The following is a 21,258-nucleotide window of genomic DNA, read 5'->3' as shown; positions in this document are numbered from 1 at the left end:
GACGTGATTACCGTGAAGAAATCGCTGAACAACAGCATGCTGCTGGTGGAACATGACCAGCAGGAGATGATTCTGTTTGGTAAAGGGATTGGCTTTGGCGCCAGACCCGGCACCCAGGTGAACGCGGCAGGGATTGAGCAGGTGTTTATCCCGCTGGAACATCTCAAGTCGCGCCACTATTTCTCGCTGACCAACACCATACCCGTTGCCTGGTTTGATATTACCCATGACATCATTGCCCTGGCGCAGGCGCAGTACAGCGAAAAACTGCACTCGGTGCTGTTTTTTACCCTGGCGGAGCATCTGTGGTTCGCCGCCGATCGCGCCCGCGCGGGTCAGGTGATCACCAATAAACTGAGCTGGGAAGTGCAGCGTTATTACCAGAAAGAGTACGCCATTGGTTTACAGGCCAGAGCGATGGTGGAAGCACGCTTTAAGCTGGAACTGGGTGAAGATGAGGCAGTACACATCGCTTTTCATCTGATTAATGCCTCGGGCAGTGCAGGTCAGGACACGGCTCACCAGCAGGTACAGCTGGTGAATCGTATCGCCGAGATTGTGCGTTACAAATTAAACCGGTCGATCGATGTCACGTCGATTAACTACAACCGTTTTATTACGCATTTACGCTATTTCGCGGAGCGTATCCTGGCGGGCAAAATCAGTACCGGAGCCGGCGAGGACTTCTATCAGGAGCTGCTGAAATTCCACCCTGAAGCCATGTCCGTCGCCTGGACGATTCGCGACTATATTCAGGAGAAATATCAGCTTTCACTCCCCAGGGAAGAACTCACCTGGCTGAGTATGCATATCAGTCGATTAAGCCACTGATAATCAGGCTGGTTTTAGATCGCCATACCAGTATGAAGCTGTCACGCCACCATCCATCAGGAAATCACTGCCGGTGATAAAGGTGCCTTCCGGTCCCATCAGCAAAGCCGCCAGCGCGCCCACTTCATCCGGCGTGCCGCCGCGACCAACCGGGGATCGCTCCAGCATATTGCGGTATCCTGCGCCGCGTGGTCCGGACAGCTCATCATTTGCCAACGGGGTATAGATGATGCCAGGGCTAATGGTATTGACGCGCGCACCGCGTTTGCCCCATTTCACCGCTTCGGCCATCACGCGCAGCGCATTGCCGCGTTTTGAATATTGGTACGCCAGCAGCGGATCGATGATGGTGTCTTCCTGCAAAAACGGCAGCGCCAGCAGGTCTTCCGTGGGCGTGGTCGCCAGCGCTTCATTCTGCTCTACGCTGAGCGGCGGCAGGCGGTGACCGGACTGGGAGGCGATAATAATACCCGAACCACCTTCAGCAATAACCTGACCGAACTCTTCAAGGATCACCGCCGTACCATAAAGGTCGACGTTTAAAATCGTTTTAGATGAGGCCTGTGAAGGCGACACCCCAGCCGCGTTGATCACCCCTTTTACCGCGCCTAGCACCGTAGCCGTTTTCACCAACGCCTGAATGGAGTCGCGCGACGAGACATCCACCTGACTGGTGGATACCACGAAACCGGCATCGCGTAGCACTTTCGCTGCCGCTTCGGTGTTTTCAGCGCGGAGATCCGCCAGCAACACCGTTTTGCCCTGGCTGACCCGGCGAGCAATCGCCTGCCCGATTGAACCCGCACCAATCACCACAATCACGTCTTTCATAGTCACTCCGAAGGTCAGTTATGTTTCACCAACAATGTCGATGGGGAAAATATAATCGTTCCAGCGTGCAATGACTTTAGGGATAATCAGCATGAGTTTATGAGTGGCGATCATAAATCTGCGCGATAAATCGCGTCGCTACACATCCACATGCAGAATAGCGCGTAGCGCCGGAGCGTTGGTATTCGCCCGAAAACCAGGGCCACCGCGTTGGAAACTTCTGGCACTCGCCAGATTCCCGGTGATCACCGGAACCGAACCGACATCCTCAACCAGCTTCGCCACTGTCTTCAATGCCTCAGCATCATCACTGGCGATCGGCACACCTAACTTGTTCGCCGCGCTGGCACTGGCGGATGCCTCAATGGCAGTGGCGTCAACCGCACTGAAAGCCCGGACATAGCGAGTGCCAGGCAACAATCGTTGACTGGTTTCCGCCACCCCATTTTGGTTCGCTTCCCTGGCAAGGTCGCTCTGTTGCCAGCCGGAAGGATTACAGGCATCCAGCACGATTTTGCCTTTCATCGCCGCAGCGAGCTGCTGGCCGAGTTGTGGCAAGGCATCATAGGGGACGGCGAATAACAGAATGTCGCCAAATGCCGCAGCCTCTGCCGGTGTCCCTACGCTGGCATTGGCACCTAAGGGCGCGATCTCGCGTTGCAACTCATCCAGATGCCGGGTGGAGAACATCACCTGATGCCCGGCTTTTACCCACAGTTTAGCCACTGTGCCCCCCAGCCAACCGGCTCCGATCACACCAATTTTCAACGATTGGCCGGTACTGATAGCTATCGCCTTACCTGTCATACTCATTGCTCCTGTAATTGCGGCTAACTTGATCAATTGACGTCGTGAGAGGGACATTAGTCAGCTCCTGAGTTGAGGGAAATTAACGGTGATTGACGGCCCAGCCAGACCGACAGCGCCAACCAGACGAGAGACAAAGGGATCGCAATATACGCCAGCAGGCCGGAACTCCCGGCAAATCCCATCAGCCCGGCATAACTCCAGCTTCCCATCTGATCGCCGAGACGATACACCACCGTATCGATGAAATTTTTCGACTTATAGCGTTCTTCTTTCGCCACACGGGTAAATAAAATTTCTCTGCCGGGTCGGGCGAAAGCGAAGTTACTGATGCGGCGTGCAACCTGGAATACGACAAAAATCATCAGGGAAGGAAATGCCAGCAGCAACGAAAATCCCGCGAGTGTTACCAGCGGTAAAATGGCGAGGGTCAGGGAGACACCCAATCCTTTCAACGCCCGTGAGGTGAAAAAGATCTGTGCGATGAAGGTGAACAGATTGACCCACAAATCGATGGTGGCGAAAAACGCGGTGCGCGAGGCACGGTCAGAAAAGGCATTTGCTGCAATCGACGCCTGCTCAAAATAGAGAAAGGTGGAGGTCAGGCTATACAGCATCATAAACAGGGCGATACCGGAGAGGTAAGGCGAACGCAGCGTGTGGGTGATCCCGGCGAGCACCGATCCCCCAACAGGACGTTCCGTTGTTTTTCCGGCAAAATTTGTACTGTGCGCAGCAGCCCGCTGAGCCGATAGCAGACTGATTTCCAACAGCAGAAACGCCAGCAACACCAGGCCGCGCTGGTCAATACGCTCCACTGAAATCAGCGTCAGAGAAGACCCGATTAGCGCCCCCAGTGTCGCCCCAGCAGAAAGGATACCAAATAGCCGCATCCCCTGTTCGGAGGTAAAAATATCAACGATCAATGACCAAAACAGGGAAACGACAAACAGGTTGAATACCGATAACCAGATAAAGAAAAACCGGCCAGTCCAGATACGATATTCACTGAACGCAGGGAGTAGCAACACGAAAAACAGCAGCAAATTGCTGGCAAAAAAATGGTAGCTTATCCTGATGACGGTTATTCGCTGATAGCGTTTTACCAGAAAAGAAAATAATGGTGTCAATAGCAACATCGCAGCGAGCGTACCGCTGAACAACCAGGGAAGATTATTCACCCCTCCCGCTACACCTAACTCGTCACGTACCGGGCGCAAAAGATAATAAGCAACAAATAAAGAAAAGACATACAACATCGACCATGCCAGCGTTTTCAGCTCTTTCGGCCTGACATTTAAAAATTGATAATATTTATCAAAACGCATTCATCGTCACCAAAGGTCGTATTTCACCAGAAGATATTTTAAAGTGCATAATATTTACGCGAATCGGTAGCGGCGCGATTTATCGCGCAAGGTAATAGCGCGATAAATCGCGCCGCTACGGTAGAATTGCGGAAATTAAGCCTTGTTGGATTAGCATTTTGCGGCATTAATGATGAGTTCAATTCATAACGTCATTCAGCATAAACCGGTAATAACAGGCTGATTCCTGCGGATTTTTATTCTAAGGTGAAGGACGCGTGACTGCTGACAGCAACGTCACGACTTATCTATGCGTCAGGTGATAAAGGCAATATCAATATGAATACAACAGCATCACTCAATGCCACCCAGCGGGCAATTATTCCCATTGCGGCCTGGACCGCCAAAGGTGATTTACCCGCACTTTCTCAGGCACTCAACGCAGGGTTAGACAGCGGTCTGACCATCAATGAAATAAAAGAAGTGTTGCTGCAAATGTATGCCTACTGTGGCTTTCCCAGAAGCCTGAATGGCATTACAACTTTTATGAGCGTGATTAAACAGCGCGCAGAACAAGGCATCAACGATCCGGTCGGTAAAGCCCCTTCCCCGGCACCGCAGGATAAATCACGGACTGAAGTAGGGTCTGATATTCAGACGCTCATTGCCGGACGGGTATTGAAAGCTGAGAAAGGCAATTTCATCGAATTTTTGCCTGAAATTAACCAGTTCCTGCAAGAACATCTTTTTGCTGATGTGATTGCCCGCGACAATCTCGGCTTACCGGATCGGGAAATCGCCACTATCGCCGCGCTCACCGGTCTTGGCGGTGTGGAATCGCAACTGAAATCACACATTGGTGGTGGTCTCAATGTCGGGTTAACTGAACAGCAGGTGAAAGACCTGTTTGTGGTCTATGGTAACACCGTCGTCAGCCATGAAGCCCAACGCGGCATGCAGCTACTGGATGACGTGATGGTCAGTCGCCCGCGTTAATAGAATGCTTTCAGGAAAAACAGAATGACGTTAAATGTAAAAGGCTATGCCGCTTTTGCCGCCAAAGAAGATTTGGTGCCGCATAATTTTGTGCGTCGCGATCCGCGTGACAATGATGTTGTCATTGAGATCCTTTACAGCGGTGTTTGCCACTCCGATATTCACAACGCTTACAACGATTGGGGCGGGGCCAATTACCCGATGGTGCCAGGCCACGAAATTATTGGTCGTGTCACGCATGTGGGTAAAGCCGTGACCAAATTCAGCGTTGGCGATCATGTCGGCGTGGGTTGTATGGTGGATTCCTGTCAGCATTGCAGCGCCTGTGAACAGGGGCTTGAGCAGTACTGCGAAGAAGGGAATACCCTCACCTATAACGACGTTGATCGTCATGACCAGATGCCGACCTATGGTGGCTACTCCGACAAAATCGTGGTCACGGAAAAATTCGTGGTCAAAGTGCCAGAAGGCCTGGATCTGAAAAGCGCGGCGCCTCTGCTGTGCGCCGGAATCACCACCTGGTCGCCACTGCGTCACTGGAATGTGGGGCCGGGCAGCAAAGTTGCCGTGGTCGGTCTTGGCGGCCTGGGGCATATGGCGCTGAAATTCGCCAAAGCGCTGGGGGCAGATGTGACCCTGTTCAGCCGCTCACCGAATAAATCGGAAGATGCCCGTCGTCTCGGTGCTGAACATATCGTGATTTCCACCGACGATGCGCAGATGAAGGCGGTGTATAACCAGTTCGATCTGATTATTGATACAGTGCCGTATGTCCATGATTTGAAACCTTATATCCCTACCCTGGCGCTGAACGGCACCCTGGTACTGGTGGGTTACCTGGGCGATCTGGACCCGGTACTGAATAGCGCCCCGCTGGTGTTGGGCCGTAAATCTGTCGCCGGTTCGGTAATTGGCGGGATTGCGGAAACGCAGGAGATGATGAATTTCTGCGGCGAGCATGGCATCACGTCAGACGTCGAAATGATCAACATGCAAGATATTAATGATGCGTGGCAACGGATGTTAAAAAGCGATGTGAAGTATCGTTTTGTTATCGATATTGCTTCGCTGAAGGCTTAAGAAACAAGGGCAGTGGCGAGCCACTGCCCTTTCGCGTTACGCCTGATAGCGCACCGCTTCAATCAATTTCGAAAACGCAGCCGTATGTTGTTTGCGACTGGGGTAGTAAAGATAATATCCGGCAAAAGGCGCACACCAGTCATCCAGCGCAATTTGCAGTTTGCCTTCATCAATGTATTTTCGCACGCAATCTTCCGGCACATAGGCCACACCCATTCCGGTTAAAGCAGCATCAACACGCGAGGCAAGGTTATTAAAAATTAGCTGTCCTTCCACTTTTACCCGAATCTCTTTGCCATCTTTTTGGAATTCCCAGCTGTAGATGCCACCCAGTGTGGGTAAACGCATATTGATGCAGTTATGGTTCTGGAGTTCATACGGCGTCTCAGGCATACCATGTTGAACAAAATATTCCGGTGCTGCCACCACCACCATGCGCCAGTCGGGACCAATCCTGACCGCCACCATATCTTTTTCAACCTGTTCACCCAGGCGAACCCCGGCATCAAACCGGCCACTGACAATATCCGTTAAGGTATTGTCGACGGATAATTCAACGTTGACTTGTGGATAGGCTTGTAAAAAGGGTTTCAACAGCGGCCAGAGTGTCGATGCCAGCGCATGCTCTCCCGCGGTAATACGAATATTGCCGGAGGGTTTTCCCTGTTCGTCGGACAATTGCAGCAGGGCCTTTTCGATATCGGCGATCATTGGCCCAACATTTTGAATTAACCGCTCACCGGCTTCGGTGGGGGCCACACTGCGGGTGGTACGGGTTAATAATCGTGTATTGAGCCGTTCTTCCAGTCCCCGAATGGAGTGGCTCAACGCCGATTGCGACACCCCGAGTTTGGCGGCGGCGCGGGTAAAACTCTGCTCGCGCGCCACCATCACCAGATAGATGAGGTCGTTAAAATTTTCCCTGAGCATCAGTGTGCCTCTTTGTCATCTTTTGTCAGGCTCGGGCCTTGACGGCTATACATAAACTGAAATATATGTGAGTTACTCACGAGTTGACCAGAAAAAACTCATCGCGTGTGATGGGTGTCATGTTCTAAGCCAGATTCCGCGCCAATACTTAACCTTTTGTAGCGCGATTAATGAATCCATCTCATAACGGTTATAAATTTTTAGCCGCTAATAAAGTGTAATTTGTAATGATACTATTATTCCGTAGTTCGTTATTCCCTTTATGATTATGTGAGGTTTCCATGAAAACGTTAATTGCTTCCGCCTTTGCTCTGGCCAGCGTCTTTGCGGTTCAAAGCGCCTTTGCCGTCGATGTCATCAATGATGCCGCTGGCAAACAAAAAGTCGGTGTTGTTTCCGCGTCTGGTGCTTATTCGCTTGATGGCCTGACCAACAAACTTGCTGACAAAGCCGAGGCGGAAGGTGCCACCTCGATGAAAATCATCGCCGCCGGTGGTGAAAATAAACTTTATGGTGTGGCGGAGATTTATAAATAACCACCCCTTCTAAAGACGAAATATCCCTGAACAAGCTCACTGCCCGATTTCCTTAGCCCTGCTGTGCATACTATTTGTTGGTGTGTTCACTGCCCGTTTCGCTTGTGCTTTATTTCGTCTTCCTTCATCTCTAACCTTAATTTTATTAATAAGGTGCAAAAGAAATGGATCGACACGAAGTTATCATCCATGACTTAATTGCGTGGATTGACGAAAATATTCGCCGCCCTCTTAAGATAGAAGACGTTGCTCAGCGATCCGGCTATTCAAAATGGCACTTACAAAGAATGTTTCAGCGTATTATGAATATCAGCTTAGGCAATTACATTCGTGATAAAAAGCTGGAAATGGCCGCGCTTGATTTGATTCAAAGCCGTGAAACAGTCATTGATATTTCCGTTAAATATGGTTACGACTCCCAGCAGTCATTTACCCGCTCTTTTGCCAGAAAATACCATGTGCCACCCGCAACCTGGCGGCGTTTACAAACACATCATTTAAATTTTCTGGTTTAACTCATCGTCATTACCGGTTTCCGGGAGAAAATAACAATGCCCCATAACGTGGCACTTAAGCCTCTGGCTTTGCTATGCGCGTTCGTCATTTTAAATTTAACAGGATGTGATGATTCAGCCGGAAAAGCCGCCGAAGTGCAGAGCGCACCCGAGGTGCAGGTCCAGACTCTGGCTACCCAGTCACTGCCCGTGTCCACAGAACTCCCCGGACGTACCTCGGCATTCCGTGTAGCGGAAGTTCGCCCACAGGTGTCAGGCATAATTTTAAAACGCACCTTCACCGAGGGCAGCGATGTGGTGGCCGGTCAGACGCTGTACCAGATCGATCCTGCCCCTTTCCGCGCCAGCTACAACAATGCCAGGGCAGCCGTGAATGAAGCGGAAGCCAACGCGCGCATGGCACAGGTGACCCTGAATCGCTATCGCTCGCTGACCGGGACAAATTACATCAGCCGTCAGGATTATGACCAGGCACAGGCCACCGCAGCCCAGACGCGTGCCGCCGTGGATGCAGCCAATGCCGCACTGGAAACCGCCCGTATCAACCTCGCCTGGAGCACCATCACCTCGCCAATCAGTGGCCGTATCGGGCGCTCATCGGTGACTGAAGGTGCGCTGGTGCAGGATGCGCAAAGCGATGCGCTGGCTACCGTGCAACAACTGGACCCGCTGTATGTCGATGTCACCCAATCGAGCCAGGATTTCCTGCGTCTGCAACAGGAGCTGGCCTCCGGTCGTTTGCATCAGAATGCCGGTAAAGCGGTGGTCAGCGTGATCCTTGGCGATGGCTCTGTCTATCCCCATAGTGGCACGCTGGCATTTTCTGATGTCACCGTTGACCAAACTACCGGCTCCATCACCCTGCGCGCTATTGTCCCCAACCCGGATCACGCGTTGCTGCCCGGTATGTTTGTCCGTGCCCGCCTGGATGAAGGCACCGATCCCAATGCATTGCTGATCCCACAGCAGGCGGTGACCCGTACACCGCGCGGTGACGCCACTGCGCTGGTGGTTGACAGCGCTAACAAGGTAGAAGTGCGCACCATCAGCGTCTCGCAGACCGCAGGTGACAAATGGCGCGTGACTGGCGGTCTGCAATCCGGCGAACGCGTGATTGTCTCCGGCATTCAACGTGCCCAACCCGGTATGACCGTTAATCCTCTCACCGCCCCTTCGCCCACAGGAACCGCCGACTGATGTCCAGATTCTTTATTGACCGCCCGATCTTTGCCTGGGTGCTGGCAATTATCATCATGCTGGCCGGGGGAATTTCGATCCTGAAACTGCCAGTGGAGCAATACCCGGACGTTGCGCCCACCTCAGTGCAAATCCGTGCCACCTATCCAGGTGCGGATGCCACCACGTTGCAGAACACCGTGACCCAGGTGATTGAGCAGAACATGAGCGGGCTGGATGGCCTGATGTATATGTCCTCCACCAGCGATTCATCCGGCACGCTTCAGCTGACGCTGTCGTTTGAGAACGGCACTGACCCGGATATCGCTCAGGTGCAGGTGCAGAACAAGTTGCAACTCGCCACCCCCCTGCTGCCGCAGGAAGTGCAGCAGCAGGGCATCACCGTGCGCAAATCCTCCAGCGTGTTCTTCCTGGTGCCCGGTTTCGTCGATGAAACCGGCCGCATGAGCATGGAAGATATTGCCGATTACGTGGCGGCTAACCTGAAAGATCCCATCAGCCGTATCAACGGCGTGGGGGATACCACGCTGTTTGGTTCGCAGTACGCGATGCGTATCTGGCTCGATCCCAACAAGCTGAACAACTACCAGCTGACGCCGGTGGATGTGATGAGCATGATTGAAACCCAGAATGCGCAGATTGCCGCCGGTCAACTTGGTGGCGCGCCGCCGGTAAAAGGTCAGCAGCTTAACGCCTCGATCATTGCCCAGACCCGACTCACCTCGCCGGAAGAGTTTGGCAACATCCTGCTGAAAGTGAACAGCGACGGCTCGCAGGTGCGTCTGCATGATGTGGCGCGGATCGAGCGCGGCGGTGAGAACTATAACTTTGTGGTTAAAATCAATGGCAAACCGGCGTCAGCATTGGGTATTCAGCTGGCGGCAGGCGCTAACGCGCTGGATACCGCCAATGCTATCCGCGCGAAAATTAATGAATTGAAACCTTACTTCCCGCAGGGACTGAAGGTGGTCTATCCCTACGACACCACGCCGTTTATCAGTATCTCGATCCACGAGGTAGTGAAAACGCTGTTTGAAGCCATCGTGCTGGTGTTCCTGGTGATGTACCTGTTTTTGCAGAGTTTCCGCGCCACGCTGATCCCGACCATTGCCGTACCGGTGGTGCTGCTGGGTACCTTTGGCATCCTCGCTGCCTTCGGTTACTCGATTAACACCCTGACCATGTTCGGCATGGTGCTGGCGATCGGTTTGCTGGTGGATGACGCCATCGTGGTGGTGGAGAACGTCGAGCGCGTGATGGCTGAGGAGGGCCTGAAACCGAAGGCCGCCACGCGTAAATCGATGGGGCAAATTCAGGGAGCGCTGGTCGGCATTGCGCTGGTGTTGTCGGCGGTGTTTGTGCCGATGGCGTTCTTTGGCGGCAGTACCGGGGTAATCTATCGCCAGTTCTCCATCACCATTGTTTCCGCGATGGCGCTCTCGGTACTGGTGGCGTTGATCCTCACTCCGGCGCTGTGTGTCACCATCCTGAAGCCGGTTAGACCCGGTAGCCACGGGCAACATCGCGGGCTGTTCGGCTGGTTTAACCGCAAGTTTGAGCAAAGTGCACATCATTACACCGGTTCTGTGGCGCGTATGCTGAACAAGAGCGGGCGCTATCTGGTGATTTACGGTGTACTGGTCGCCGGGATGGCGGTGCTGTTTATGCGCCTGCCCACCTCGTTCCTGCCGTCGGAAGACCAGGGGGTGCTCGCCACCCAGGCCATCCTGCCGGCCGGTGCTACCCAGGAACGTACCCAGGCAGTGCTGGATCAGGTCAATGATTACTACCTGAACAACGAGAAAAGCAACGTTGAGAACGTGCTGACGGTCAACGGCTTCGGTTTCGCCGGACGGGGCCAGAACGTGGGAATCGCCTTTATCGGCCTGAAGGACTGGTCACAGCGTCCGGGTGAAGAGAACAAAGTTGACGGGATTGTCAGCCGTGCCGCTAAAGCGTTCAGCAAAATCATGGATGCCAATGTGGTGGCCTTTAACCTGCCGCCGATCATTGCGCTGGGTAACGCGACCGGCTTTGACTTTGAGTTGATTGACCAGGGCAGTCTGGGGCATGACAAACTGGTCGCCGCACGTAACCAGCTGCTGGATCTGGCACGCCAGCATCCCGATACGCTGGTGGCGGTGCGTCCGAACGGCATGGAAGACAGCCCGCAGTACAAAGTCAACATTGACCAGGAGAAAGCCACCGCACTGGGCGTCGATCTGTCCGACATCAATACCACCCTGAGCAGCGCCTGGGGCGGCAGTTATGTTAACGACTTCATTGACCACGGCAGGGTGAAAAAGGTCTACGTGATGAGCGATGCGCCGTATCGCATGATGCCAAAAGATATGGATAACTGGTACGTGCGCGCCAGCAACGGCAAGATGGTGCCATTTGCCAGCTTCTCGACAGCCGAGTGGGTTTACGGCTCACCGCGTCTGGAACGTTATAACGGCCTGTCTTCCCTGGAAATTCTCGGTCAACCGGCACCGGGTAAAAGTTCGGGCGAAGCGATGGCGCTGATGGAACAACTGGCGAAACAACTGCCACCTGGCGTCGGCTTTGACTGGACGGGCATGTCGTACCAGGAACGCATGACCGGCGAGCAGGCACCGGCGCTGTACGCCTTGTCATTGATTGTGGTGTTCCTGTGCCTGGCGGCGCTGTACGAGAGCTGGTCGATTCCGTTCTCGGTGATGCTGGTGGTGCCGCTTGGCGTGTTTGGTGCGCTGGTCGCTACCATGCTGCGTGGGCTGAATAACGATGTTTACTTCGTGGTTGGCCTGTTAACCACCATCGGTCTGTCGGCGAAGAACGCCATCCTGATCGTAGAATTCGCCAAAGACCAGATCGAGAAAGAAGGTAAAGGCGTGGTGGAAGCCACGCTGGAAGCGGCCCGTATGCGCCTGCGTCCGATCCTGATGACATCGCTGGCGTTTATTCTCGGTGTACTGCCGCTGGCACTGAGTTCTGGTGCCGGTTCCGGTGCGCAGAATGCCGTCGGTACCGGGGTAATCGGCGGGATGGTGGCGGCAACCCTGCTGGCTATCTATTTTGTCCCGGTGTTCTTTGTGGTGGTGCGTAACCGCTTTGGCGGCAAGCCCCGCGACGATGAGGACGAAGAGGACATCCTCGTGTAATCGTCCCGCCCAGTCAGTATCTCTGACTGGGCGGAACTCATGAGCAATGCTCATAGGTTTAATCGCATTACGCTATCTAATCACTTAACACCGCCTTTGCTAGAGTGATTGCATCACTCGTGAACGACAAAAGAGGACATCACATGTTGAAAATTATCGCTAACGGCTCCGTTCCATCACGTAAAGGCCCGGAAGAGTATTTCACCGGTACGGTGAGGATCGATGCCCCCTTCAGCGGTACGGAGTCAGCGCGTGTCGGTGGCGCGACGGTCACTTTCGAACCGGGTGCGCGTACCGCCTGGCATACCCACCCGTTGGGACAAACGCTGATCATCACCCACGGCCAGGGCTGGATTCAGTGTGAAGGTGAAGAAACGGTGGTAATGAATCAGGGTGACATCGTCTTTATCCCGGAAGGGGTGAAGCACTGGCATGGCGCTACACCTGACAATGCCATGACGCATATCGCGATTGCCGAATCCCTGAATGGCAGCCCGGTTGACTGGATGGAAAAAGTCACCGACGAACAGTACCAAAAGTAACCGTTACGCTCAGCCGTTAAGCTGCCGCGGCGCTTAACATTTCGCGTGGTTTACTCCGAATTTTCCGAAGCGGCCAAAAAACTGTGCTAAAAAAAGCGTAGTGTTTGCACGTACTCGTAGCGGCGCGAGTTATCGCGTGGGTTTAACCTGACAACAGCGCGATAACTCGCGCCGCTACGATCTGTTTTCTAAAATCCGGGGAACGAGATGAAAAGCGTAAAAGCGATCTCAATTCGTGACGTTAACGACAAGCTGCTGAGCGGTGAACATAAAGAAGTCATCATTGATTTTGATATCAGCAGCGATGACTTTTTTGCCCTCTCTGATTACTGGTGTGAGCGGGGAGCAAAGATTAAAAAAGAGGGCGATCGATTCATGATAAAACTCAAAAAAATCAGCATCCCTGAATCTCTCGATCCCTGAGCATCCCCCTTCAGACGTGTCTGCGCGCTGGCAGATTGGTCTTGATAGACGATATATTTACTAAGTTCCTGTTATCTTTGCGTCTTCAATTCTTCAAGGACGCCAGGTAATGACTCATCCTGTTGGCGAAACGAAGCCGCTAATACGTCTGGTCGCTGTGGTGATGACCGGATTCCTCGCCGGTCTGGCGGGGATGCTTCTCGCCATGATCTTGCACAGCATTCAGCATCTCGCATTTGGTTACAGCATGGACCGCATCATTAGTCCCGAATCCTTTCTCCAGGGCGTGACCGATGCCGATCACTTGCGGCGTCTTGCCGCGATTATCACCGGCGGCCTGGTGGCGGGTTGTGGCTGGTGGTTACTGGGACGCTATGGCCGCAAACGGGTTTCTATCAAAGCCGCCGTTTCATCCAACGCCACACCGATGCCGCCAGGCACCACCACCCTGCACGCACTGCTGCAAATTGTCACCGTTGCCTTGGGATCACCGCTGGGGCGCGAAGTTGCCCCGCGTGAAATGGGGGCGCTGGCAGGCGGCTTTATGGCCCGTCGCCTAGGATTAGCGGCTGATGAGGCGCGTACGCTGATAGCCTGTGGTGCCGGTGCCGGTCTGGCTGCCGTCTATAACGTGCCGCTGGCTGGTGCGCTGTTTACCCTCGAAGTGTTGTTGCTGTCATTCAGTTGGGAGAAAACGCTGGCGGCGATTATCACTTCGGCCATCGCTGCCTGGACCGCCACGCTGGGTTTGGGCAATGAATCACAATATCACTTTGCCTCTGGTGTCCTGTCTCCGTCATTTCTGGCGTGGGCGATTGTTGCTGGCCCGGTGTTGGGAGCTGGTGCGTGGTTGTTCCGTAAAACCACCGGTGCCGCCCGCGCCGGGGTGAAAGGCAACTGGCAGATGCCCGTATTCTGTTTGCTGGCATTTTCCCTGCTGGCTGTTCTCAGCCTCTGGTTCCCGGAACTACCAGGTAACGGCAAAGGCCCCATGCAACTGGCGCTGAGCGACAGCATCAATTTTCACCATGCGGCGTGGTTATTAGGTTTAAAAATGGTGGTGATTCTGGCGGTATTACGCGGTGGTGCCGAAGGCGGGTTACTGACCCCTGGTCTGACGGTCGGTGGTCTGCTCAGCCTGCTGCTCTGCGCACTCTGGCAACTGACGTTCCCCGGTGGCGACATCGGCAGCTTTGCGCTGGTGGGCGGCGCCGCCTTCCTCGCCGCCTCAATGCAAATGCCGCTGACCGCCGTAACGCTGGTGATGGAGTTTACCCATATGAACCATGACTATTTTGTCCCCGCCCTGCTGTGCGCCGCAGGTGCGGTGATCACCTGCCGGGTACTGGAGAAAACGCAGCGTTAATCTAACATCGCCCTGCCCTAACTTAACCCCCTGAGCCGCCTGCGTTGTGCCAGCCAGATCAGCAGCGCGCAGGCGGTCAGCATCATCTCCCCGGTGGTGATGCCTGACCAGCCACCCAGTTGCCACAATGTACCGGCAAGCGCGGAACCAATCGCCCCACCGATAAAGTTGCTGACCACAAAAGCCGTATTCAGGCGACTGCGGGCCTGTGCGTCCACCGCGAACAACCGGGTTTGATTAAGTACGTTGATCGCCTGAATCGCCACATCCAGCAATAACACCGCCACCAGAATCGCGATGATGGATGTTGCACCGGCCTCCGCGATGATCAGTGAAACCATCACCAGCAGTAGCGCAGCCCCTGTCGCACCGACCGACCATCCCCGATCGTGCAAGCGCCCCGCTCGTCGTGCTGCCAGCGCACCGGCCAGTCCCACAAGGCCGACCAGACCAATCTGGCTGGCGCTAAATCCAAACGGGGGCGCGCTGAGTAAAAACGTCAGTCCGGTCCAGAACAGAGTAAAAACCGAAAAACCGAGGGCACCTAATATCAGTGTCACCTGCACGGTGGGATGCTGCCGCACCACCGTCACCACGGAGCTCAACAGTTGCAGGTATGAACCCGCCTGACGTGGCCGATCACCGGGCAGAGCACGCCATAAGATCGCGGCCAACACCAGCGTCATCATCGCAGCAAAGAGATAAATAGCCCGCCAGCCAAATGCATCGGCCACCAGCCCACTGACGGTGCGTGACGCAAGAATGCCAGTCAACACCCCCGAAACCACCGTCCCGACGATCCTGCCCCGCTGGTTGTCTGCCGCCAGGTCACCTGCCAGTGGAATCAGCAGTTGCCCCGTCACCGTGGTAAGCCCCACCAAAAACAGCGAGACAAGCAGGAAAGCAAAGGAGGGAGAAAGCGCACTGGCGAGCAGCGCAAGCGCGGAAACCGCCATCATCGCCGGGATCAGGCGGCGGCGATTATGACTATCGCCAAGGGGGACAATCAACATCACACCCACGGCATAGCCAATCTGGGTCAGCGTCACCAACAAACCCGCATGGCCCGGCAAGATATGGAAGGCATCACCGATATCGTGCAGCAGCGGCTGTACCCAATACAGGTTGCCCACCGCCATACCGCCAGCAATGGAGAATAACAGGGTCAGGCTTTGGGACATCCCCACTGAGGGTGCCAGTTTGGTCACGCGTTCTCCTTCTGTTCATAACGGAAAATGGCTGGATAATCGGCCTTTTTAGCAAACATCCATCGTGAAATTAAGCCGTTAAAAGCCAATGGTGTTATGAAATAAAATCATCAATAGCCAGACGCTTGCTGATGAGTCTTTTGCTAATCTAATGGGACTCTTTTTTTGGTGAAAGTCTTATGGACCTGCTGTCTGATGTGCTTCAACTTCTGTCGGCACAAAGTTATGTGACCACCGGGCAGACCACCGGCCCCTGTTGGTCGATGCGTTACCCTGGCTTTTCCGGCATGAAATTTATGGCGGTCCGGCAGGGAAAAATTTGGTTTCGTCTGGAGGCAGAGAATCACTGGCGAGCGTTGTCGCCGGGTGACGGGGTCATTATTACGCGATCCGCACCTTTTATCATGGCCTCCGACCCGGCACTGCTGCCTGTCTCATCAGAAAGCGTGCCTTATGTGAGAAAAAATGGCCTGGCCGATTATGGCGGTGAAGACAGCCTGTTGCTGGCGGGAAAAATGGAGATTGATCCGGTTTCCGCTGAACAACTTCTCAACGTTTTGCCGGTGGTGATTCCTCTGCATTCCACTTCTGAGTCCTCCTCCACACTTAACTGGCTGATGACCAGGCTGCATGATGAAAGCCAGTCAAATCGCCCCGGTTCGGCGCTGGCGGGCAACCATTTGATGCATCTGGTGATGATCGAAGGGTTTCGTAGTTGGTTATTTTCTGAGGAGGCACAGTTGCATGGCTGGATCGGCGCCTTGCAGGACGCACGGATAATGCGGGCGGTAACGGCAATTCATGCGGAACCGGCCAAAAGCTGGCAACTGATGGAGCTCGCCGCAATTGCCGGCCTGTCGCGTGCCGGTTTTGCCCGTCGTTTCACTGAAACGACCGGGACATCGCCCCTGAATTATGTCACCCACTGGAGAATGCAGCTCGCCAGCAAGGCCCTGCGACTTAGCACCGAACCGATCAAGCATCTGGCGTTTCGCCTGGGCTATGCCGCTGAAAGCACCTTCAGCACCGTCTTCCGGCGGGTTTACGGTGTCTCGCCTTCCGCGCATCGGGCTGCATCGCGCGATGGACCGCTGTATCGACTGTCCTCCTTCAGGGATAAACATGCTGCATCTGATAAGCAGGAATGAGACTTTCACCAAACAAATGTGGATTTCTGATTATTAATAATCCCATCACCGCGCGCTAACATCCTCCCCAACGCTGACCTGACCGGGTTTATCAGGTGGTGTTTTCTCTGTTTCATCATCGCTCAGGGGCCAACCGATGTTGGCCCGGTTATCTGTGGAATTATCATGCTTATAAATAAAACAGGCCGGGACCGGTTATTCACCGCCGCCGTATGTCTGGGTTTTGTTCTGGTCCAGTTGGATGTCAGTATCGTTAACGTCGGCCTGGAGGTGCTCCGCCATCATTTCGATGCCGGAATCAGCGATCTTGAATGGGTGATGAATGCCTATTCCCTGCTGTTTGCTGCGTTGCTGTTGGGGGCTGGCACCCTGGGCGATCGCTTTGGGGTCAGAAGCGTTTTTATCGCCGGGATTTTGATTTTCATCGGCGCTTCACTCAGTTGCGCCTTTGCACCCAGCATATATTGGCTGGATACCGCCCGTGGCATTCAGGGAGTGGGCGCTGCGCTGCTGGTTCCCAGCTCACTAACCTTGCTGCGCCAATATTTTTCAGATGCTCACGCGCGCGCCGGGGCGATTGCCATGTGGGCTGCATCTGGCAGCTTCGCGCTGGCCGCAGGCCCGGTTGTCGGTGGCTTGCTGATTAAGTTGTTGGGGTGGAAAAGTATTTTCCTCATCAACGTGCCTGTCGGCCTGGTGAGCGTGTACTTCACGTTACGATTTGCCCCTGTCAGCCCGCGTTTTCAGCGGAAAATTCATCTCTCCAGTCAGGTGTTGATTGTACTCGCCCTCGGCCTGTTGACCTTTGCCCTGACAGAATCCGCCCGTTTCGGCTGGCGAAGCCCGATCACCTTATCCGCTTTGCTGGTCGGGCTGCTCGCGTTGGTGGGATTTGTGCTGCACGAGAAGCGATCCGCCGATCCGGTGGTGATGCCATCCGTGCTACGCAATAAACTGATCGTCAGCAGCGTGATCATCGGCTTTGTGTGCAACATGGTGTTTTACGGTGCCGTCTTCATTTTCAGTATCTTTTTCCAGAGCGAGCTGAAGCTGACCGCGTTGCAGACCGGTCTGGCATTTTTGCCGATGATGCTGTTTACCGCCGTGGTGAATTTCAGCAGTAGTAAGCTCGGCAGACGTTTTCGCCTCCGCTGGCTGTCCTGCCTGGGCAGTCTGGTGAGCTGTGTCGGTTTCGCGCTGCTGTTATTCATAAAGCCGGACTGGAGCGCCTGGCAATTGTTCCTGCCGATGATGTTGCTGGGGGCCGGAACCTCCCTGGCGATGCCCGGGGTAGCAAACCTGATCTTTTCTCAGGCATCCAATGAGGAAGCCGGATCTGCCTCAGCACTCTTCTCCTGCGCGCGGCAGATGGGTGGCGTAATGGGGGTGGCGGTCTTTGGCCTGCTGATTAGCTACGCCGGTGATGAGAACCTGATTACCGGACTAAAATTGATTGCTGCGATGGCGATGCTGATGTCACTGATTTGGTGGATGATCAGCCGAACACGTTTGCCTGCTTAACGCGATACGACGGGGCCGGAATACAGATCCGGCCCTTTTCGCATCAGGCACGCAATTTCTGCGCTAACACATCCTGGTATTCCGCAATTTTATCGGGACCTGCACCCGCCACACCATAGAAGGAAAGAGGCGATTGGTAGTGCATACCACAATACAGCGCTGTCGCTTTCATCGGCGTCATCACTTCTGCGAAAGTGCTGTTAATCAAACCGGCATGAGAATAAGTAAATTCACTGGCACCGGCCGAAGCAACAACCAACAATTCCTTATTTTTTAGCGCATTGCCTTCCGGACCAAATGCCCAGCCATAGGTCCAGACCTCATTTAAATAAGCCTTAAGCATTGGCGTGAGATTGAACCAGTGAATGGGGAAAATAAACACCACTCGTTCAGCATCGGCATAGAAAGATTGCTCCAGTACAATATCGAAAGCGGTGACATCATCACCGTAAATATCGTCTAAGTTACGTACCACAACATTGGGTTGTGCTTCAGCGGTATGCTCAAGTGCTTTAATCACATGAGAGCGTTGTTTATACGGATGTGAAACGATAATTAATGTTTTCATTGGGTATCTCTTGCAGTCTGAATTAATTAACACATTTTCTGAGAGTGAAATTACACACCTTCAACAATCCAGCTATGGGTAATGGCTGATGTCAGGCGATAAGGAAGAATTGCCTGATAGGCTGGCGAGTAATACCAGGCTTTGGCGGTTTCAAGGTCGGCAAAGCGCAAAATCACCGTTTTCCCTTCTGGTGCGGTTCCTTCCAGACAGAAACTTTCGGCCCCCTGTACCAGGAGTTGTGCATTAAAGGTTTTCAGTGTTTCTGCCACCTTTGCCAGGTAGGGTTTCATCCCTTCAGGATCGGTCACGGTGAAAGTAAAAATAATGAAGGCGGGTTTCATAGGAACTCTCCAGATAGCAAGCATATTCAGGGGAAGGCGGTACGACGTGGGGAAGTATAAAAAATAATATTATTAACCTGAACTACACCCGTGGTTGAACTTGAGTTAACTTAAGGTTATTAATCGCATTATGGGAGAGTAGGTTGGAGATTTCACGCCATGTCCGTGCCATCCTCACCTTTGTGGAAACAGTGGATAAGGGCAGTTTTGCCGCCTGTGCCCGGCAGCTTGGGATCAGCACTGCCGCTGTGAGTAAAAATATTGCCGGTCTGGAGCAGGCGCTTGGGGTGCGCCTGCTTAACAGGACAACGCGCCGCCTGACGCTGACTGAAGAAGGCAACGCGTTTATCCATCAGGCGCGCATTGCCCTGAACGCACTTGAGGGTGCAGTTGATACGCTGGTGGCACAGAAGGCGCAAATCAGCGGGCACGTCAGGATTTCAACCAGTTCCGCTTTTGGCCGCATCCACATTCTGCCCGTGCTGCCAGGTATGACCGAGCAATACCCCGCGTTGACGGTAGAAATGGACTTTGATGACAGAGTGACGGATATCATCAAAGAGGGTTATGACCTGGCGGTCAGGGGCGGCCGAATCGTTGATTCTTCACTGGTTTCTCGTTCAGTCTGCCGTATGAACATGGTTCTGGTCGCCTCGCCCGCCTATCTCGATCGTTATGGTATCCCTGCCAATCCACAAGCGTTAAGCAACCACAGATTGATCACCCGACGCTTCCTGGTGGGACGGGTTTCACCGTGGGGATTCAGGAACCAGGACGGCAGCTACTCAGTTCTGGAGCCGGAAGGGAACATCCTGACGGTTTCCGCCCCCGAAGCCCTGGTCGATGCTGCGTTACTGGATTACGGCATTGCTCAGGTCGGTGTTCACAACGCCTTCGACCACTTACAATCCGGCAAGCTCAAAATCGTACTTTATGGTCAGCATGACCCCGGCAATTACGAGATGGTGATTCAATATCCCCATCGCGCCTTGATTGCTCCACGCGTTAAGGTTGTCGTTGATTACCTGCTGAACGCCTTCCGGGATGACCGGAAATTGACTATTAATTATGAAGAACTTGAACAGTTTCGCGGCTAAAGGAGCATTGCGCCATGTCCACAAGAACAGTACTACTGGCCGGTGCCACCGGCCTGGTGGGGGGATTGATCCTTGAGGCTCTGCTGGCCGACCCGACCGTCTCGGCAGTGCATGCTCTCAGCCGTCGGCCATTACCCCTTCAACACCCAAAACTTGAGGTCCATGTTGTGGATTTTAGCCAGTTACCTGCGCTGCCACCGACGGATGAAGTCTATCTGGCGCTGGGCACCACCATTAAAGTCGCTGGCAGCCAGGCCGCGTTTCGTGCTGTCGACTTCGAGGCCAATCTGGCGGTCGCCAGAGCGGCAGGCGCACGGCGGGTAGGATTGGTCAGCGCTGCCGCTGCCAATGCAAAATCCGCTATTTTCTATAACCGGGTGAAAGGAGATCTGGAGGATGCGCTGAAAGCGATGGATTTCACCGCGCTGGTGATTGCCCAACCCTCGCTGCTGCTCGGTTCGCGGGCGCATCTGCAACAACCACGGCGACTGGGCGAAATCATTGCCAGCCCGATTGCCAGACTCTTCGCCCCCCTCCTGCCCGGCGCTTACCGCCCGGTGTCAGCACGGGCAGTGGCGCGAGCACTGATCAACACCGTACCGACGGCCAATGGCCTGGTGGTGCTTACCTCAGACCTGCTGGTCAGGTCTGATCGCCACTGACAACCCCTGATTGCCCCTTCAGGTATGCCTGTTCCCTTTATATTCGGTAGCAGGCATCAATACTCGCGAATAATATCGTCACGCCCCGTCATGATTTGACCGTAATAAAACCGCATAAATCGATAAAAATGAGCCCATTTTCACGAAGCGTAAAATGTTAATATCCCGCGCGCACTTTCAGCATTAACAAAATAATATCGAATTTATAA

General features: G+C 53.9%; 21 protein-coding genes. 14 read left to right on the top strand and 7 right to left on the bottom strand.

Going from position 1 to position 21,258, the window contains the following annotated elements; genetic code table 11:
- The first annotated feature begins 3 nt into the window (after nucleotides 1-3).
- Nucleotides 4-831, top strand: coding sequence for a PRD domain-containing protein (locus AC6I8N_RS23600; RefSeq protein WP_497831297.1), 828 nt, complete (start codon nucleotides 4-6; stop codon nucleotides 829-831).
- Nucleotides 832-834: 3 nt separating this feature from the next.
- Here AC6I8N_RS23600 and AC6I8N_RS23595 read toward each other — a convergent pair whose 3' ends face one another.
- The 3 genes from AC6I8N_RS23595 to AC6I8N_RS23585 all read right to left on the bottom strand — a co-directional run bounded on the left by AC6I8N_RS23595 (nucleotide 835) and on the right by AC6I8N_RS23585 (nucleotide 3,797).
- Nucleotides 835-1,662, bottom strand: a complete 828-nt coding sequence (locus AC6I8N_RS23595) for an SDR family oxidoreductase (RefSeq protein ID WP_497831296.1) — start codon at nucleotides 1,660-1,662, stop codon at nucleotides 835-837.
- Between the two features lie 138 nt (nucleotides 1,663-1,800).
- Complete coding sequence (locus AC6I8N_RS23590; RefSeq protein WP_415174086.1) at nucleotides 1,801-2,475, bottom strand: NADPH-dependent F420 reductase; 675 nt, start codon at nucleotides 2,473-2,475, stop codon at nucleotides 1,801-1,803.
- A gap of 50 nt (nucleotides 2,476-2,525) precedes the next feature.
- Complete coding sequence (locus AC6I8N_RS23585) at nucleotides 2,526-3,797, bottom strand: NTP/NDP exchange transporter (protein WP_497831295.1); 1,272 nt, start codon at nucleotides 3,795-3,797, stop codon at nucleotides 2,526-2,528.
- 318 nt (nucleotides 3,798-4,115) lie between these two features.
- On the opposite strand from AC6I8N_RS23585, the gene AC6I8N_RS23580 reads away from it, so the two are divergent.
- Complete coding sequence (locus tag AC6I8N_RS23580) at nucleotides 4,116-4,772, top strand: carboxymuconolactone decarboxylase family protein (protein WP_497831294.1); 657 nt, start codon at nucleotides 4,116-4,118, stop codon at nucleotides 4,770-4,772.
- A gap of 24 nt (nucleotides 4,773-4,796) precedes the next feature.
- Nucleotides 4,797-5,852 carry an NAD(P)-dependent alcohol dehydrogenase gene (locus tag AC6I8N_RS23575; protein ID WP_497831293.1) on the top strand — a complete coding sequence of 352 codons (1,056 nt, stop codon included), beginning with the start codon at nucleotides 4,797-4,799 and terminating at the stop codon, nucleotides 5,850-5,852.
- 36 nt (nucleotides 5,853-5,888) lie between these two features.
- Here the strand turns inward: AC6I8N_RS23575 and AC6I8N_RS23570 are convergent, their stop codons facing one another.
- Complete coding sequence (locus AC6I8N_RS23570) at nucleotides 5,889-6,782, bottom strand: LysR family transcriptional regulator (RefSeq protein ID WP_497831292.1); 894 nt, start codon at nucleotides 6,780-6,782, stop codon at nucleotides 5,889-5,891.
- Nucleotides 6,783-7,063: 281 nt separating this feature from the next.
- Here AC6I8N_RS23570 and AC6I8N_RS23565 point away from each other — a divergent pair, with 281 nt between their 5' ends.
- The 7 genes from AC6I8N_RS23565 (at nucleotide 7,064) to AC6I8N_RS23535 (ending at nucleotide 14,504) form a co-directional block, all read left to right on the top strand.
- On the top strand, nucleotides 7,064-7,318 hold the full coding sequence (locus AC6I8N_RS23565; protein ID WP_208727227.1) for a YdgH/BhsA/McbA-like domain containing protein: 255 nt from the start codon (nucleotides 7,064-7,066) through the stop codon (nucleotides 7,316-7,318).
- A gap of 164 nt (nucleotides 7,319-7,482) precedes the next feature.
- Nucleotides 7,483-7,833 carry a helix-turn-helix domain-containing protein gene (locus tag AC6I8N_RS23560; RefSeq protein ID WP_208727225.1) on the top strand — a complete coding sequence of 117 codons (351 nt, stop codon included), beginning with the start codon at nucleotides 7,483-7,485 and terminating at the stop codon, nucleotides 7,831-7,833.
- A 36-nt stretch (nucleotides 7,834-7,869) separates the two neighbouring features.
- On the top strand, nucleotides 7,870-9,030 hold the full coding sequence (locus AC6I8N_RS23555; RefSeq protein ID WP_497831291.1) for an efflux RND transporter periplasmic adaptor subunit: 1,161 nt from the start codon (nucleotides 7,870-7,872) through the stop codon (nucleotides 9,028-9,030).
- Nucleotides 9,030-12,173 carry an efflux RND transporter permease subunit gene (locus AC6I8N_RS23550; RefSeq protein WP_497831290.1) on the top strand — a complete coding sequence of 1,048 codons (3,144 nt, stop codon included), beginning with the start codon at nucleotides 9,030-9,032 and terminating at the stop codon, nucleotides 12,171-12,173. Before AC6I8N_RS23555 ends, AC6I8N_RS23550 begins: the two co-directional genes overlap by 1 nt.
- Before the next feature lie 143 nt (nucleotides 12,174-12,316).
- Nucleotides 12,317-12,715: a (R)-mandelonitrile lyase gene (locus AC6I8N_RS23545; RefSeq protein WP_415174238.1), complete on the top strand. Its 399-nt coding sequence runs from the start codon at nucleotides 12,317-12,319 to the stop codon at nucleotides 12,713-12,715.
- Nucleotides 12,716-12,922: 207 nt separating this feature from the next.
- Nucleotides 12,923-13,138 (top strand): hypothetical protein, encoded by a 216-nt coding sequence (locus tag AC6I8N_RS23540; RefSeq protein WP_021182279.1) that lies wholly within the window; start codon nucleotides 12,923-12,925, stop codon nucleotides 13,136-13,138.
- Nucleotides 13,139-13,247: 109 nt separating this feature from the next.
- A complete protein-coding gene (locus AC6I8N_RS23535) occupies nucleotides 13,248-14,504 on the top strand; it encodes a chloride channel protein (protein ID WP_497831289.1) in 1,257 nt (418 codons plus the stop codon).
- A gap of 17 nt (nucleotides 14,505-14,521) precedes the next feature.
- Here the strand turns inward: AC6I8N_RS23535 and AC6I8N_RS23530 are convergent, their stop codons facing one another.
- Entirely contained in the window at nucleotides 14,522-15,712 is a 1,191-nt protein-coding gene (locus tag AC6I8N_RS23530) for an MFS transporter (RefSeq protein WP_497831288.1), read from the bottom strand.
- A 179-nt stretch (nucleotides 15,713-15,891) separates the two neighbouring features.
- Between AC6I8N_RS23530 and AC6I8N_RS23525 the strand changes: the two genes are divergently transcribed.
- Both AC6I8N_RS23525 and AC6I8N_RS23520 read left to right on the top strand, forming a co-directional pair.
- The gene (locus AC6I8N_RS23525) at nucleotides 15,892-16,860 is read left to right on the top strand and encodes an AraC family transcriptional regulator (RefSeq protein ID WP_021182276.1); all 969 of its coding nucleotides are present in this window, start codon (nucleotides 15,892-15,894) and stop codon (nucleotides 16,858-16,860) included.
- Nucleotides 16,861-17,025: 165 nt separating this feature from the next.
- On the top strand, nucleotides 17,026-18,381 hold the full coding sequence (locus tag AC6I8N_RS23520) for an MFS transporter (RefSeq protein WP_497831287.1): 1,356 nt from the start codon (nucleotides 17,026-17,028) through the stop codon (nucleotides 18,379-18,381).
- Nucleotides 18,382-18,424: 43 nt separating this feature from the next.
- Here AC6I8N_RS23520 and AC6I8N_RS23515 read toward each other — a convergent pair whose 3' ends face one another.
- Both AC6I8N_RS23515 and AC6I8N_RS23510 read right to left on the bottom strand, forming a co-directional pair.
- Complete coding sequence (locus tag AC6I8N_RS23515) at nucleotides 18,425-18,949, bottom strand: NAD(P)H-dependent oxidoreductase (protein ID WP_497831286.1); 525 nt, start codon at nucleotides 18,947-18,949, stop codon at nucleotides 18,425-18,427.
- Nucleotides 18,950-18,999: 50 nt separating this feature from the next.
- Nucleotides 19,000-19,290 (bottom strand): DUF1330 domain-containing protein, encoded by a 291-nt coding sequence (locus AC6I8N_RS23510; RefSeq protein WP_021182273.1) that lies wholly within the window; start codon nucleotides 19,288-19,290, stop codon nucleotides 19,000-19,002.
- A gap of 143 nt (nucleotides 19,291-19,433) precedes the next feature.
- Between AC6I8N_RS23510 and AC6I8N_RS23505 the strand changes: the two genes are divergently transcribed.
- Both AC6I8N_RS23505 and AC6I8N_RS23500 read left to right on the top strand, forming a co-directional pair.
- Complete coding sequence (locus tag AC6I8N_RS23505; protein ID WP_497831285.1) at nucleotides 19,434-20,387, top strand: LysR family transcriptional regulator; 954 nt, start codon at nucleotides 19,434-19,436, stop codon at nucleotides 20,385-20,387.
- 14 nt (nucleotides 20,388-20,401) lie between these two features.
- Entirely contained in the window at nucleotides 20,402-21,049 is a 648-nt protein-coding gene (locus AC6I8N_RS23500; protein WP_497831284.1) for an NAD(P)H-binding protein, read from the top strand.
- The last annotated feature ends 209 nt before the right edge of the window (nucleotides 21,050-21,258 follow it).

Source organism: Pantoea sp. X-Soil-TKNS-1279 (genome assembly GCF_059730565.1).
The sequence above is the reverse complement of the archived record's forward strand: the minus strand, read 5'-3'. Positions and strand labels throughout refer to the sequence as shown.

Bases quoted from the DNA above. Each gene is read 5' to 3' on its own strand.
- AC6I8N_RS23500 (WP_497831284.1), top strand. From the start codon at position 20,402: ATGTCCACAAGAACAGTACTACTGGCCGGTGCCACCGGCCTGGTGGGG.
- AC6I8N_RS23590 (WP_415174086.1), bottom strand. From the start codon at position 2,475: ATGAGTATGACAGGTAAGGCGATAGCTATCAGTACCGGCCAATCGTTG.
- AC6I8N_RS23520 (WP_497831287.1), top strand. From the start codon at position 17,026: ATGCTTATAAATAAAACAGGCCGGGACCGGTTATTCACCGCCGCCGTA.
- AC6I8N_RS23560 (WP_208727225.1), top strand. From the start codon at position 7,483: ATGGATCGACACGAAGTTATCATCCATGACTTAATTGCGTGGATTGAC.
- AC6I8N_RS23575 (WP_497831293.1), top strand. From the start codon at position 4,797: ATGACGTTAAATGTAAAAGGCTATGCCGCTTTTGCCGCCAAAGAAGAT.
- AC6I8N_RS23515 (WP_497831286.1), bottom strand. From the start codon at position 18,949: ATGAAAACATTAATTATCGTTTCACATCCGTATAAACAACGCTCTCAT.
- AC6I8N_RS23570 (WP_497831292.1), bottom strand. From the start codon at position 6,782: ATGCTCAGGGAAAATTTTAACGACCTCATCTATCTGGTGATGGTGGCG.
- AC6I8N_RS23580 (WP_497831294.1), top strand. From the start codon at position 4,116: ATGAATACAACAGCATCACTCAATGCCACCCAGCGGGCAATTATTCCC.
- AC6I8N_RS23555 (WP_497831291.1), top strand. From the start codon at position 7,870: ATGCCCCATAACGTGGCACTTAAGCCTCTGGCTTTGCTATGCGCGTTC.
- AC6I8N_RS23595 (WP_497831296.1), bottom strand. From the start codon at position 1,662: ATGAAAGACGTGATTGTGGTGATTGGTGCGGGTTCAATCGGGCAGGCG.
- AC6I8N_RS23535 (WP_497831289.1), top strand. From the start codon at position 13,248: ATGACTCATCCTGTTGGCGAAACGAAGCCGCTAATACGTCTGGTCGCT.
- AC6I8N_RS23540 (WP_021182279.1), top strand. From the start codon at position 12,923: ATGAAAAGCGTAAAAGCGATCTCAATTCGTGACGTTAACGACAAGCTG.
- AC6I8N_RS23550 (WP_497831290.1), top strand. From the start codon at position 9,030: ATGTCCAGATTCTTTATTGACCGCCCGATCTTTGCCTGGGTGCTGGCA.
- AC6I8N_RS23565 (WP_208727227.1), top strand. From the start codon at position 7,064: ATGAAAACGTTAATTGCTTCCGCCTTTGCTCTGGCCAGCGTCTTTGCG.
- AC6I8N_RS23545 (WP_415174238.1), top strand. From the start codon at position 12,317: ATGTTGAAAATTATCGCTAACGGCTCCGTTCCATCACGTAAAGGCCCG.
- AC6I8N_RS23585 (WP_497831295.1), bottom strand. From the start codon at position 3,797: ATGCGTTTTGATAAATATTATCAATTTTTAAATGTCAGGCCGAAAGAG.
- AC6I8N_RS23510 (WP_021182273.1), bottom strand. From the start codon at position 19,290: ATGAAACCCGCCTTCATTATTTTTACTTTCACCGTGACCGATCCTGAA.
- AC6I8N_RS23525 (WP_021182276.1), top strand. From the start codon at position 15,892: ATGGACCTGCTGTCTGATGTGCTTCAACTTCTGTCGGCACAAAGTTAT.